At 49.3% G+C, this 15,407-nt stretch carries 5 tRNA genes and 9 rRNA genes; all 14 read left to right on the forward strand.

Annotated elements, in window-relative coordinates:
- Positions 1 to 354: ribosomal RNA gene (locus BCU34_RS00005) — 16S ribosomal RNA — on the forward strand; the annotation flags it as partial.
- A 65-nt stretch (positions 355 to 419) separates the two neighbouring features.
- Positions 420 to 496, forward strand: a tRNA-Glu gene (locus tag BCU34_RS00010).
- Between the two features lie 296 nt (positions 497 to 792).
- Positions 793 to 3,686, forward strand: a 23S ribosomal RNA gene (locus BCU34_RS00015).
- Positions 3,687 to 3,816: 130 nt separating this feature from the next.
- Positions 3,817 to 3,932, forward strand: a 5S ribosomal RNA gene (gene rrf, locus BCU34_RS00020).
- Positions 3,933 to 4,281: 349 nt separating this feature from the next.
- A 16S ribosomal RNA gene (locus tag BCU34_RS00025) occupies positions 4,282 to 5,836 on the forward strand.
- Between the two features lie 383 nt (positions 5,837 to 6,219).
- Positions 6,220 to 9,113: ribosomal RNA gene (locus tag BCU34_RS00030) — 23S ribosomal RNA — on the forward strand.
- Positions 9,114 to 9,246: 133 nt separating this feature from the next.
- A 5S ribosomal RNA gene (gene rrf / locus BCU34_RS00035) occupies positions 9,247 to 9,362 on the forward strand.
- Positions 9,363 to 9,756: 394 nt separating this feature from the next.
- Positions 9,757 to 11,311, forward strand: a 16S ribosomal RNA gene (locus tag BCU34_RS00040).
- A gap of 67 nt (positions 11,312 to 11,378) precedes the next feature.
- Positions 11,379 to 11,455: transfer RNA gene (locus tag BCU34_RS00045), tRNA-Ile, on the forward strand.
- A gap of 14 nt (positions 11,456 to 11,469) precedes the next feature.
- Positions 11,470 to 11,545: transfer RNA gene (locus BCU34_RS00050), tRNA-Ala, on the forward strand.
- A 331-nt stretch (positions 11,546 to 11,876) separates the two neighbouring features.
- Positions 11,877 to 14,770: ribosomal RNA gene (locus BCU34_RS00055) — 23S ribosomal RNA — on the forward strand.
- A gap of 130 nt (positions 14,771 to 14,900) precedes the next feature.
- Positions 14,901 to 15,016 (forward strand): 5S ribosomal RNA (gene rrf, locus BCU34_RS00060).
- A gap of 67 nt (positions 15,017 to 15,083) precedes the next feature.
- A tRNA-Asp gene (locus BCU34_RS00065) sits at positions 15,084 to 15,160 on the forward strand.
- A gap of 60 nt (positions 15,161 to 15,220) precedes the next feature.
- A tRNA-Trp gene (locus tag BCU34_RS00070) sits at positions 15,221 to 15,297 on the forward strand.
- Positions 15,298 to 15,407: the final 110 nt, after the last annotated feature.

Below are 15,407 nucleotides of genomic sequence, written 5' to 3' on the forward strand. Positions count from 1 at the left end.
ACGTCAAGTCATCATGGCCCTTACGAGTAGGGCTACACACGTGCTACAATGGCGCATACAGAGGGCGGCAAGCTAGCGATAGTGAGCGAATCCCAAAAAGTGCGTCGTAGTCCGGATTGGAGTCTGCAACTCGACTCCATGAAGTCGGAATCGCTAGTAATCGTGAATCAGAATGTCACGGTGAATACGTTCCCGGGCCTTGTACACACCGCCCGTCACACCATGGGAGTGGGCTGCAAAAGAAGTGGGTAGTTTAACCTTTCGGGGAGGACGCTCACCACTTTGTGGTTCATGACTGGGGTGAAGTCGTAACAAGGTAGCCCTAGGGGAACCTGGGGCTGGATCACCTCCTTATACGAAGATATTCACGATAAGTGTCCACACAGATTGATATGTTTAAACAGTTAAGAGTAACCTATGTCCCGTTCGTCTAGAGGCCTAGGACACCGCCCTTTCACGGCGGTAACAGGGGTTCGACTCCCCCTACGGGATACCATCTTTAAGCGCATTTATTTAAGTGTCTTTAAAAATGGTTCATTTATTGAATCAAGCTCTTTAACAATTTGGAAAGCTGACTGATTGATTACTTACGAGTAATCCAATCAAATTTAAAAGTTCTCAATGTTTACCTTTATGGTAAACACAACAAACACATTCAAGTGTCTTGTATTCGAATCAAACTTAGTTTGATTCACATTGAGTCCGGCAAACAGTCATTGAGAATTAACCCTTCTTAATGACAACCAAAAACCTTGGTTAGTTGCCATACGCTAAGACCCTTTCGGGTTGTATGGTTAAGTGACTAAGCGTACACGGTGGATGCCTTGGCAGTCAGAGGCGATGAAAGGCGTAATAACTTGCGATAAGCCCAGATTAGGTAGTAATAACCTTTTGAGTCTGGGATTCCTGAATGGGGAAACCCACTTACATAAGTAAGTATCCTGTTGTGAATACATAGCAACAGGAGGCAAACCGGGGGAACTGAAACATCTAAGTACCCCGAGGAAGAGAAATCAACCGAGATTCCGAAAGTAGCGGCGAGCGAAATTGGATTAGCCCTTAAGCTTTTAATGAGACAGATGAAGGCTCTGGAAAGTGCCGCAATAAAGGGTGATAGCCCCGTAATCGACATCTCATCATCAGTGAAAACGAGTAGGGCGGGACACGTGATATCCTGTCTGAATATGGGGGGACCATCCTCCAAGGCTAAATACTACTGACTGACCGATAGTGAACCAGTACCGTGAGGGAAAGGCGAAAAGAACCCCTGTGAGGGGAGTGAAATAGAACCTGAAACCGTGTACGTACAAGCAGTAGGAGCACCTTCGTGGTGTGACTGCGTACCTTTTGTATAATGGGTCAGCGACTTAATTTTAGTAGCAAGGTTAACCGTTTAGGGGAGCCGTAGGGAAACCGAGTCTTAACTGGGCGTACAGTTGCTAGGATTAGACCCGAAACCAGGTGATCTAGCCATGGGCAGGTTGAAGGTTGAGTAACATCAACTGGAGGACCGAACCGACTAATGTTGAAAAATTAGCGGATGACTTGTGGCTAGGGGTGAAAGGCCAATCAAACCTGGAGATAGCTGGTTCTCCCCGAAAGCTATTTAGGTAGCGCCTCGGACGAATACTACTGGGGGTAGAGCACTGTTAAGGCTAGGGGGTCATCCCGACTTACCAACCCTTTGCAAACTCCGAATACCAGTAAGTACTATCCGGGAGACACACGGCGGGTGCTAACGTCCGTCGTGGAGAGGGAAACAACCCAGACCGCCAGCTAAGGTCCCAAAGTATAGCTAAGTGGGAAACGATGTGGGAAGGCTCAGACAACCAGGATGTTGGCTTAGAAGCAGCCATCATTTAAAGAAAGCGTAATAGCTCACTGGTCGAGTCGGCCTGCGCGGAAGATGTAACGGGGCTAAGCTATACACCGAAGCTGCGGCTACGTACCTTAGGGTATGTGGGGTAGGGGAGCGTTCTGTAAGCCGTTGAAGGTGGTCTGTAAGGGCTGCTGGAGGTATCAGAAGTGCGAATGCTGACATGAGTAACGATAAAGGGAGTGAAAAACTCCCTCGCCGGAAGACCAAGGGTTCCTGTCCAACGTTAATCGGGGCAGGGTAAGTCGACTCCTAAGGCGAGGCCGAAAGGCGTAGTCGATGGGAAACAGGTTAATATTCCTGTACTTCTTACAATTGCGATGGGGGGACGGAGAAGGCTAGGTGGGCCTGGCGACGGTTGTCCAGGTTCAAGTACGTAGGCGGGTGGTTTAGGTAAATCCGGACCGCTATTAACGCTGAGATACGATGTCGAGCTACTACGGTAGTGAAGTCATTGATGCCATGCTTCCAGGAAAAGCCTCTAAGCTTCAGATTGTAAGGAATCGTACCCCAAACCGACACAGGTGGTCGGGTAGAGAATACCAAGGCGCTTGAGAGAACTCGGGTGAAGGAACTAGGCAAAATGGTACCGTAACTTCGGGAGAAGGTACGCTCTTATCAGTGAAGTCCCTTGCGGATGGAGCAGACGAGAGTCGCAGATACCAGGTGGCTGCAACTGTTTATTAAAAACACAGCACTGTGCAAAATCGTAAGATGACGTATACGGTGTGACGCCTGCCCGGTGCCGGAAGGTTAATTGATGGGGTTAGACTTCGGTCGAAGCTCTTGATCGAAGCCCCGGTAAACGGCGGCCGTAACTATAACGGTCCTAAGGTAGCGAAATTCCTTGTCGGGTAAGTTCCGACCTGCACGAATGGCGTAATGATGGCCACGCTGTCTCCACCCGAGACTCAGTGAAATTGAAATCGCTGTGAAGATGCAGTGTACCCGCGGCTAGACGGAAAGACCCCGTGAACCTTTACTACAGCTTGGCACTGAACATTGAACCTACATGTGTAGGATAGGTGGGAGACTTTGAAACCGCGTCGCTAGATGTGGTGGAGTCGTCCTTGAAATACCACCCTTGTAGTTTTGATGTTCTAACGTTGGTCCCTGAATCGGGATTACGGACAGTGCCTGGTGGGTAGTTTGACTGGGGCGGTCTCCTCCCAAAGAGTAACGGAGGAGCACGAAGGTGGGCTAAACACGGTTGGACATCGTGTGGTTAGTGCAATGGCATAAGCCCGCTTGACTGCGAGAATGACAATTCGAGCAGGTGCGAAAGCAGGTCATAGTGATCCGGTGGTTCTGAATGGAAGGGCCATCGCTCAACGGATAAAAGGTACTCCGGGGATAACAGGCTGATACCGCCCAAGAGTTCATATCGACGGCGGTGTTTGGCACCTCGATGTCGGCTCATCACATCCTGGGGCTGAAGTCGGTCCCAAGGGTATGGCTGTTCGCCATTTAAAGTGGTACGCGAGCTGGGTTTAGAACGTCGTGAGACAGTTCGGTCCCTATCTGCCGTGGGCGTTGGAAAATTGAAAGGGGCTGCTCCTAGTACGAGAGGACCGGAGTGGACGAACCTCTGGTGTTCGGGTTGTCATGCCAATGGCATTGCCCGGTAGCTAAGTTCGGAATCGATAACCGCTGAAAGCATCTAAGCGGGAAGCGAGCCTTGAGATGAGTTTTCCCTGGCGCTATAAGCGTCCTAAAGGGTTGTCGTAGACTACGACGTTGATAGGCAGGGTGTGTAAGTGCTGCGAGGCATTGAGCTAACCTGTACTAATTGCCCGTGAGGCTTAACCATACAACACCCAAGGGGTTTTGTGGACTCAAAGAAATACCAAACGCTTGAATGAGTTTGAAGAGAACAAAAACAGCTTTCCAAATTATTTTGCCTTCAGTTTTTAAAAAACTGAAAGTAAAAGCAAAATTTGCTTGGCGACCATAGCATTGTGGACCCACCTGATTCCATGCCGAACTCAGAAGTGAAACACAATAGCGCCGATGGTAGTGTGGGGCTTCCCCATGTGAGAGTAGGACATCGCCAGGCTTTAATTTCGACTTTGTCTACAAAGTAGACAAGTCACCATAGAGTTCTAAGTTTTCTTAGTATTTTATGTTGACTTTCAAAGTAGAAAGCGTATCATACGCGTCCTGCTTAAGTGCTAAGGCACTGAAAGCAAAGCTCTTTAACAATTTAAACCTATCAATCTGTGTGGGCACTCGTTGATGAATATCAAAAATTGATTCTTAGGAATCACATTGATTTCAATGAACTGAGTGACCAATCGATAATTTATTATCGGCACAGTCAATTCATTATCATTCTGTTGGAATGGTAATAGCTTTAAAATTACATAGTAGTTTTGAAGTCAGTATTCGTTGAGTCACAAAATCTTAAATTGAAGAGTTTGATCATGGCTCAGATTGAACGCTGGCGGCAGGCCTAACACATGCAAGTCGAGCGGAAACGACACTAACAATCCTTCGGGTGCGTTAATGGGCGTCGAGCGGCGGACGGGTGAGTAATGCCTAGGAAATTGCCTTGATGTGGGGGATAACCATTGGAAACGATGGCTAATACCGCATAATGCCTACGGGCCAAAGAGGGGGACCTTCGGGCCTCTCGCGTCAAGATATGCCTAGGTGGGATTAGCTAGTTGGTGAGGTAATGGCTCACCAAGGCGACGATCCCTAGCTGGTCTGAGAGGATGATCAGCCACACTGGAACTGAGACACGGTCCAGACTCCTACGGGAGGCAGCAGTGGGGAATATTGCACAATGGGCGAAAGCCTGATGCAGCCATGCCGCGTGTATGAAGAAGGCCTTCGGGTTGTAAAGTACTTTCAGTTGTGAGGAAGGGGGTAGCGTTAATAGCGCTATCTCTTGACGTTAGCAACAGAAGAAGCACCGGCTAACTCCGTGCCAGCAGCCGCGGTAATACGGAGGGTGCGAGCGTTAATCGGAATTACTGGGCGTAAAGCGCATGCAGGTGGTTCATTAAGTCAGATGTGAAAGCCCGGGGCTCAACCTCGGAACTGCATTTGAAACTGGTGAACTAGAGTACTGTAGAGGGGGGTAGAATTTCAGGTGTAGCGGTGAAATGCGTAGAGATCTGAAGGAATACCAGTGGCGAAGGCGGCCCCCTGGACAGATACTGACACTCAGATGCGAAAGCGTGGGGAGCAAACAGGATTAGATACCCTGGTAGTCCACGCCGTAAACGATGTCTACTTGGAGGTTGTGGCCTTGAGCCGTGGCTTTCGGAGCTAACGCGTTAAGTAGACCGCCTGGGGAGTACGGTCGCAAGATTAAAACTCAAATGAATTGACGGGGGCCCGCACAAGCGGTGGAGCATGTGGTTTAATTCGATGCAACGCGAAGAACCTTACCTACTCTTGACATCCAGAGAAGCCAGCGGAGACGCAGGTGTGCCTTCGGGAGCTCTGAGACAGGTGCTGCATGGCTGTCGTCAGCTCGTGTTGTGAAATGTTGGGTTAAGTCCCGCAACGAGCGCAACCCTTATCCTTGTTTGCCAGCGAGTAATGTCGGGAACTCCAGGGAGACTGCCGGTGATAAACCGGAGGAAGGTGGGGACGACGTCAAGTCATCATGGCCCTTACGAGTAGGGCTACACACGTGCTACAATGGCGCATACAGAGGGCAGCAAGCTAGCGATAGTGAGCGAATCCCAAAAAGTGCGTCGTAGTCCGGATTGGAGTCTGCAACTCGACTCCATGAAGTCGGAATCGCTAGTAATCGTGAATCAGAATGTCACGGTGAATACGTTCCCGGGCCTTGTACACACCGCCCGTCACACCATGGGAGTGGGCTGCAAAAGAAGTGGGTAGTTTAACCTTTCGGGGAGGACGCTCACCACTTTGTGGTTCATGACTGGGGTGAAGTCGTAACAAGGTAGCCCTAGGGGAACCTGGGGCTGGATCACCTCCTTATACGAAGATACTCACGATAAGTGTCCACACAGATTGATGGTTTAGATTTAGTTAAAGCCAGAGCTTTAATTAATAACGTAAGTTATTGATTAAAGCTTTTTGCTTTATGCTCTTTAACAATTTGGAAAGCTGACTGATTGATTACTTACGAGTAATTCAATCAAATTTAAAAGTTCTCAATGTTTACCTTTATGGTAAACACAACAAACACATTCAAGTGTCTTGTATTCGATTCAAACTTGTTTGAATTACATTGAGTCCGGCAAACAGTCATTGAGAATTAACCCTTCTTAATGACAACCAAAAACCTTGGTTAGTTGCCATACTAGTTTGTTTTCACTTTTCAAAAGTGAAAGTAAAACAGAGACCCTTTCGGGTTGTATGGTTAAGTGACTAAGCGTACACGGTGGATGCCTTGGCAGTCAGAGGCGATGAAAGGCGTAATAACTTGCGATAAGCCCAGATTAGGTAGTAATAACCTTTTGAGTCTGGGATTCCTGAATGGGGAAACCCACTTACATAAGTAAGTATCCTGTTGTGAATACATAACAACAGGAGGCAAACCGGGGGAACTGAAACATCTAAGTACCCCGAGGAAGAGAAATCAACCGAGATTCCGAAAGTAGCGGCGAGCGAAATTGGATTAGCCCTTAAGCTTTTAATGATGCAGGTGAAGAGTCTGGAAAGTCTCGCAGTAAAGGGTGATAGCCCCGTAACCGACACGTCATAATCAGTGAAAACGAGTAGGGCGGGACACGTGATATCCTGTCTGAATATGGGGGGACCATCCTCCAAGGCTAAATACTACTGACTGACCGATAGTGAACCAGTACCGTGAGGGAAAGGCGAAAAGAACCCCTGTGAGGGGAGTGAAATAGAACCTGAAACCGTGTACGTACAAGCAGTAGGAGCACCTTCGTGGTGTGACTGCGTACCTTTTGTATAATGGGTCAGCGACTTAATTTTAGTAGCAAGGTTAACCGTTTAGGGGAGCCGTAGGGAAACCGAGTCTTAACTGGGCGTACAGTTGCTAGGATTAGACCCGAAACCAGGTGATCTAGCCATGGGCAGGTTGAAGGTTGAGTAACATCAACTGGAGGACCGAACCGACTAATGTTGAAAAATTAGCGGATGACTTGTGGCTAGGGGTGAAAGGCCAATCAAACCTGGAGATAGCTGGTTCTCCCCGAAAGCTATTTAGGTAGCGCCTCGGACGAATACTACTGGGGGTAGAGCACTGTTAAGGCTAGGGGGTCATCCCGACTTACCAACCCTTTGCAAACTCCGAATACCAGTAAGTACTATCCGGGAGACACACGGCGGGTGCTAACGTCCGTCGTGGAGAGGGAAACAACCCAGACCGCCAGCTAAGGTCCCAAAGTATAGCTAAGTGGGAAACGATGTGGGAAGGCTCAGACAGCCAGGATGTTGGCTTAGAAGCAGCCATCATTTAAAGAAAGCGTAATAGCTCACTGGTCGAGTCGGCCTGCGCGGAAGATGTAACGGGGCTAAGCTATACACCGAAGCTGCGGCTACGTACCTTAGGGTATGTGGGGTAGGGGAGCGTTCTGTAAGCCGTTGAAGGTGGTCTGTAAGGGCTGCTGGAGGTATCAGAAGTGCGAATGCTGACATGAGTAACGATAAAGGGAGTGAAAAACTCCCTCGCCGGAAGACCAAGGGTTCCTGTCCAACGTTAATCGGGGCAGGGTAAGTCGACTCCTAAGGCGAGGCCGAAAGGCGTAGTCGATGGGAAACAGGTTAATATTCCTGTACTTCTTACAATTGCGATGGGGGGACGGAGAAGGCTAGGTGGGCCTGGCGACGGTTGTCCAGGTTCAAGTACGTAGGCGGGTGGTTTAGGTAAATCCGGACCGCTATTAACGCTGAGATACGATGTCGAGCTACTACGGTAGTGAAGTCATTGATGCCATGCTTCCAGGAAAAGCCTCTAAGCTTCAGATTGTAAGGAATCGTACCCCAAACCGACACAGGTGGTCGGGTAGAGAATACCAAGGCGCTTGAGAGAACTCGGGTGAAGGAACTAGGCAAAATGGTACCGTAACTTCGGGAGAAGGTACGCTCTTATCAGTGAAGTCCCTTGCGGATGGAGCAGACGAGAGTCGCAGATACCAGGTGGCTGCAACTGTTTATTAAAAACACAGCACTGTGCAAAATCGTAAGATGAAGTATACGGTGTGACGCCTGCCCGGTGCCGGAAGGTTAATTGATGGGGTTAGACTTCGGTCGAAGCTCTTGATCGAAGCCCCGGTAAACGGCGGCCGTAACTATAACGGTCCTAAGGTAGCGAAATTCCTTGTCGGGTAAGTTCCGACCTGCACGAATGGCGTAATGATGGCCACGCTGTCTCCACCCGAGACTCAGTGAAATTGAAATCGCTGTGAAGATGCAGTGTACCCGCGGCTAGACGGAAAGACCCCGTGAACCTTTACTACAGCTTGGCACTGAACATTGAACCTACATGTGTAGGATAGGTGGGAGACTTTGAAACCGCGTCGCTAGATGTGGTGGAGTCGTCCTTGAAATACCACCCTTGTAGTTTTGATGTTCTAACGTTGGCCCCTGAATCGGGGTTACGGACAGTGCCTGGTGGGTAGTTTGACTGGGGCGGTCTCCTCCCAAAGAGTAACGGAGGAGCACGAAGGTGGGCTAAACACGGTTGGACATCGTGTGGTTAGTGCAATGGCATAAGCCCGCTTGACTGCGAGAATGACAATTCGAGCAGGTGCGAAAGCAGGTCATAGTGATCCGGTGGTTCTGAATGGAAGGGCCATCGCTCAACGGATAAAAGGTACTCCGGGGATAACAGGCTGATACCGCCCAAGAGTTCATATCGACGGCGGTGTTTGGCACCTCGATGTCGGCTCATCACATCCTGGGGCTGAAGTCGGTCCCAAGGGTATGGCTGTTCGCCATTTAAAGTGGTACGCGAGCTGGGTTTAGAACGTCGTGAGACAGTTCGGTCCCTATCTGCCGTGGGCGTTGGAAAATTGAAAGGGGCTGCTCCTAGTACGAGAGGACCGGAGTGGACGAACCTCTGGTGTTCGGGTTGTCATGCCAATGGCATTGCCCGGTAGCTAAGTTCGGAATCGATAACCGCTGAAAGCATCTAAGCGGGAAGCGAGCCTTGAGATGAGTTTTCCCTGACGCTATAAGCGTCCTAAAGGGTTGTCGTAGACTACGACGTTGATAGGCAGGGTGTGTAAGTGCTGCGAGGCATTGAGCTAACCTGTACTAATTGCCCGTGAGGCTTAACCATACAACACCCAAGGGGTTTTGTGGACTCAAAGAAATACCAAACACTTGAATGAGTTTGAAGAGACTTTTAAATACAGTTTTCCAGATTATTTTGCCTTCAGTTTTTAAAAAACTGAAAGTAAAAGCAAAATTTGCTTGGCGACCATAGCATTGTGGACCCACCTGATTCCATGCCGAACTCAGAAGTGAAACATAATAGCGCCGATGGTAGTGTGGGGCTTCCCCATGTGAGAGTAGGACATCGCCAGGCTTTAAATTCGACTTTGTCTACAAAGTAGACAAGTCACCATAGAGTTCTAAGTTTTCTTAGTATTTTATGTTGACTTTCAAAGTAGAAAGCGTATCATACGCGTCCTGCTTAAGTGCTAAGGCACTGAAAGCAAAGCTCTTTAACAATTTAAACCTATCAATCTGTGTGGGCACTCGTTGATGAATATCAAAACGTTTTATCGTTAGATAAAACAGATTCTTCGGAATCAACTTTGGTTTCAATGAACTGAGTGACCAATACAAATAACTACTTTCTCTTGTAGGAAGAAGGTATTTGGCACAGTCAATTCATTATCTTTCTGTTGGAAAGGTAATAGCTTTAGAATTACTTTTTGTAGTTTTGAAGTCAGTATTCATTGAGCCGACAAAATCTTAAATTGAAGAGTTTGATCATGGCTCAGATTGAACGCTGGCGGCAGGCCTAACACATGCAAGTCGAGCGGAAACGACACTAACAATCCTTCGGGTGCGTTAATGGGCGTCGAGCGGCGGACGGGTGAGTAATGCCTAGGAAATTGCCTTGATGTGGGGGATAACCATTGGAAACGATGGCTAATACCGCATAATGCCTACGGGCCAAAGAGGGGGACCTTCGGGCCTCTCGCGTCAAGATATGCCTAGGTGGGATTAGCTAGTTGGTGAGGTAATGGCTCACCAAGGCGACGATCCCTAGCTGGTCTGAGAGGATGATCAGCCACACTGGAACTGAGACACGGTCCAGACTCCTACGGGAGGCAGCAGTGGGGAATATTGCACAATGGGCGAAAGCCTGATGCAGCCATGCCGCGTGTATGAAGAAGGCCTTCGGGTTGTAAAGTACTTTCAGTTGTGAGGAAGGGGGTGTAGTTAATAGCTGCATCTCTTGACGTTAGCAACAGAAGAAGCACCGGCTAACTCCGTGCCAGCAGCCGCGGTAATACGGAGGGTGCGAGCGTTAATCGGAATTACTGGGCGTAAAGCGCATGCAGGTGGTTCATTAAGTCAGATGTGAAAGCCCGGGGCTCAACCTCGGAACTGCATTTGAAACTGGTGAACTAGAGTACTGTAGAGGGGGGTAGAATTTCAGGTGTAGCGGTGAAATGCGTAGAGATCTGAAGGAATACCAGTGGCGAAGGCGGCCCCCTGGACAGATACTGACACTCAGATGCGAAAGCGTGGGGAGCAAACAGGATTAGATACCCTGGTAGTCCACGCCGTAAACGATGTCTACTTGGAGGTTGTGGCCTTGAGCCGTGGCTTTCGGAGCTAACGCGTTAAGTAGACCGCCTGGGGAGTACGGTCGCAAGATTAAAACTCAAATGAATTGACGGGGGCCCGCACAAGCGGTGGAGCATGTGGTTTAATTCGATGCAACGCGAAGAACCTTACCTACTCTTGACATCCAGAGAAGCCAGCGGAGACGCAGGTGTGCCTTCGGGAACTCTGAGACAGGTGCTGCATGGCTGTCGTCAGCTCGTGTTGTGAAATGTTGGGTTAAGTCCCGCAACGAGCGCAACCCTTATCCTTGTTTGCCAGCGAGTAATGTCGGGAACTCCAGGGAGACTGCCGGTGATAAACCGGAGGAAGGTGGGGACGACGTCAAGTCATCATGGCCCTTACGAGTAGGGCTACACACGTGCTACAATGGCGCATACAGAGGGCAGCAAGCTAGCGATAGTGAGCGAATCCCAAAAAGTGCGTCGTAGTCCGGATTGGAGTCTGCAACTCGACTCCATGAAGTCGGAATCGCTAGTAATCGTAGATCAGAATGCTACGGTGAATACGTTCCCGGGCCTTGTACACACCGCCCGTCACACCATGGGAGTGGGCTGCAAAAGAAGTGGGTAGTTTAACCTTTCGGGGAGGACGCTCACCACTTTGTGGTTCATGACTGGGGTGAAGTCGTAACAAGGTAGCCCTAGGGGAACCTGGGGCTGGATCACCTCCTTATACGAAGATACTCACGATAAGTGTCCACACAGATTGATTAGGTTTAGAAAAGTTAAGAGACGATATTGGGTCTGTAGCTCAGCTGGTTAGAGCGCTCGCCTGATAAGCGGGAGGTCGGTGGTTCAAGTCCACTCAGACCCACCAATATCGACCTAGATGGGGCTATAGCTCAGCTGGGAGAGCGCCTGCCTTGCACGCAGGAGGTCTGCGGTTCGATCCCGCATAGCTCCACCATCTTTAAGGGTTTTTCCCTAAGAATCTTTAAAAATGGTTTCGAAAGAAATCAAGCTCTTTAACAATTTGGAAAGCTGACTGATTGATTACTTACGAGTAATCCAATCAAATTTAAAAGTTCTCAATGTTTATCTTTCATTAGATAAACACAACAAACACATTCAAGTGTCTTGTATTCGATTCAAACTTGTTTGAATCACATTGAGTCCGGCAAACAGTCATTGAGAATTAACCCTTCTTAATGACAACCAAAAACCTTGGTTAGTTGCCATACTAGTTTGTTTTCACTTTTCAAAAGTGAAAGTAAAACAGAGACCCTTTCGGGTTGTATGGTTAAGTGACTAAGCGTACACGGTGGATGCCTTGGCAGTCAGAGGCGATGAAAGGCGTAATAACTTGCGATAAGCCCAGATTAGGTAGTAATAACCTTTTGAGTCTGGGATTCCTGAATGGGGAAACCCACTTACATAAGTAAGTATCCTGTTGTGAATACATAGCAGCAGGAGGCAAACCGGGGGAACTGAAACATCTAAGTACCCCGAGGAAGAGAAATCAACCGAGATTCCGAAAGTAGCGGCGAGCGAAATTGGATTAGCCCTTAAGCTTTTAATGATGCAGGTGAAGAGTCTGGAAAGTCTCGCAGTAAAGGGTGATAGCCCCGTAACCGACACATCATAATCAGTGAAAACGAGTAGGGCGGGACACGTGATATCCTGTCTGAATATGGGGGGACCATCCTCCAAGGCTAAATACTACTGACTGACCGATAGTGAACCAGTACCGTGAGGGAAAGGCGAAAAGAACCCCTGTGAGGGGAGTGAAATAGAACCTGAAACCGTGTACGTACAAGCAGTAGGAGCACCTTCGTGGTGTGACTGCGTACCTTTTGTATAATGGGTCAGCGACTTAATTTTAGTAGCAAGGTTAACCGTTTAGGGGAGCCGTAGGGAAACCGAGTCTTAACTGGGCGTACAGTTGCTAGGATTAGACCCGAAACCAGGTGATCTAGCCATGGGCAGGTTGAAGGTTGAGTAACATCAACTGGAGGACCGAACCGACTAATGTTGAAAAATTAGCGGATGACTTGTGGCTAGGGGTGAAAGGCCAATCAAACCTGGAGATAGCTGGTTCTCCCCGAAAGCTATTTAGGTAGCGCCTCGGACGAATACTACTGGGGGTAGAGCACTGTTAAGGCTAGGGGGTCATCCCGACTTACCAACCCTTTGCAAACTCCGAATACCAGTAAGTACTATCCGGGAGACACACGGCGGGTGCTAACGTCCGTCGTGGAGAGGGAAACAACCCAGACCGCCAGCTAAGGTCCCAAAGTATAGCTAAGTGGGAAACGATGTGGGAAGGCTCAGACAGCCAGGATGTTGGCTTAGAAGCAGCCATCATTTAAAGAAAGCGTAATAGCTCACTGGTCGAGTCGGCCTGCGCGGAAGATGTAACGGGGCTAAGCTATACACCGAAGCTGCGGCTACGTACCTTAGGGTATGTGGGGTAGGGGAGCGTTCTGTAAGCCGTTGAAGGTGGTCTGTAAGGGCTGCTGGAGGTATCAGAAGTGCGAATGCTGACATGAGTAACGATAAAGGGAGTGAAAAACTCCCTCGCCGGAAGACCAAGGGTTCCTGTCCAACGTTAATCGGGGCAGGGTAAGTCGACTCCTAAGGCGAGGCCGAAAGGCGTAGTCGATGGGAAACAGGTTAATATTCCTGTACTTCTTACAATTGCGATGGGGGGACGGAGAAGGCTAGGTGGGCCTGGCGACGGTTGTCCAGGTTCAAGTACGTAGGCGGGTGGTTTAGGTAAATCCGGACCGCTATTAACGCTGAGATACGATGTCGAGCTACTACGGTAGTGAAGTCATTGATGCCATGCTTCCAGGAAAAGCCTCTAAGCTTCAGATTGTAAGGAATCGTACCCCAAACCGACACAGGTGGTCGGGTAGAGAATACCAAGGCGCTTGAGAGAACTCGGGTGAAGGAACTAGGCAAAATGGTACCGTAACTTCGGGAGAAGGTACGCTCTTATCAGTGAAGTCCCTTGCGGATGGAGCAGACGAGAGTCGCAGATACCAGGTGGCTGCAACTGTTTATTAAAAACACAGCACTGTGCAAAATCGTAAGATGAAGTATACGGTGTGACGCCTGCCCGGTGCCGGAAGGTTAATTGATGGGGTTAGACTTCGGTCGAAGCTCTTGATCGAAGCCCCGGTAAACGGCGGCCGTAACTATAACGGTCCTAAGGTAGCGAAATTCCTTGTCGGGTAAGTTCCGACCTGCACGAATGGCGTAATGATGGCCACGCTGTCTCCACCCGAGACTCAGTGAAATTGAAATCGCTGTGAAGATGCAGTGTACCCGCGGCTAGACGGAAAGACCCCGTGAACCTTTACTACAGCTTGGCACTGAACATTGAACCTACATGTGTAGGATAGGTGGGAGACTTTGAAACCGCGTCGCTAGATGTGGTGGAGTCGTCCTTGAAATACCACCCTTGTAGTTTTGATGTTCTAACGTTGGTCCCTGAATCGGGATTACGGACAGTGCCTGGTGGGTAGTTTGACTGGGGCGGTCTCCTCCCAAAGAGTAACGGAGGAGCACGAAGGTGGGCTAAACACGGTTGGACATCGTGTGGTTAGTGCAATGGCATAAGCCCGCTTGACTGCGAGAATGACAATTCGAGCAGGTGCGAAAGCAGGTCATAGTGATCCGGTGGTTCTGAATGGAAGGGCCATCGCTCAACGGATAAAAGGTACTCCGGGGATAACAGGCTGATACCGCCCAAGAGTTCATATCGACGGCGGTGTTTGGCACCTCGATGTCGGCTCATCACATCCTGGGGCTGAAGTCGGTCCCAAGGGTATGGCTGTTCGCCATTTAAAGTGGTACGCGAGCTGGGTTTAGAACGTCGTGAGACAGTTCGGTCCCTATCTGCCGTGGGCGTTGGAAAATTGAAAGGGGCTGCTCCTAGTACGAGAGGACCGGAGTGGACGAACCTCTGGTGTTCGGGTTGTCATGCCAATGGCATTGCCCGGTAGCTAAGTTCGGAATCGATAACCGCTGAAAGCATCTAAGCGGGAAGCGAGCCTTGAGATGAGTTTTCCCTGGCGCTATAAGCGTCCTAAAGGGTTGTCGTAGACTACGACGTTGATAGGCAGGGTGTGTAAGTGCTGCGAGGCATTGAGCTAACCTGTACTAATTGCCCGTGAGGCTTAACCATACAACACCCAAGGGGTTTTGTGGACTCAAAGAAATACCAAACACTTGAATGAGTTTGAAGAGAACAAAAACAGCTTTCCAGATTATTTTGCCTTCAGTTTTTAAAAAACTGAAAGTAAAAGCAAAATTTGCTTGGCGACCATAGCATTGTGGACCCACCTGATTCCATGCCGAACTCAGAAGTGAAACACAATAGCGCCGATGGTAGTGTGGGGCTTCCCCATGTGAGAGTAGGACATCGCCAGGCTTTAAATTAAATCTTTAGGTTGACCAACCTGGAGATATGGACGCTCACTTAGTGAGTTGACCACTGCGGAGTGGTAGTTCAGTTGGTTAGAATACCGGCCTGTCACGCCGGGGGTCGCGGGTTCGAGTCCCGTCCACTCCGCCACTTATTCGATAACCTCGCCTAGTGCGAGGTTTTTTCGAATCTGAAGTAGTAAAAAGTTTTAGGGGTGTAGCTCCAATTGGCAGAGCAGCGGATTCCAAATCCGCGTGTTGGGAGTTCGAATCTCTCCACCCCTGCCATATACGAAGCCTCAGCAGAAATGCTGAGGCTTGTTTACATCTGTTGCTTCTACGAAGCAATGTTGGGAGCTGGATCGCCAGCCCGGTCTAATCTCCGGAGTGCCGGCCCA

Origin of the sequence: Vibrio sp. 10N.286.45.E10 (assembly GCF_002874195.2) — a bacterium.
In the GTDB taxonomy this organism is placed as follows: Bacteria; Pseudomonadota; Gammaproteobacteria; order Enterobacterales; family Vibrionaceae; genus Vibrio; species Vibrio crassostreae.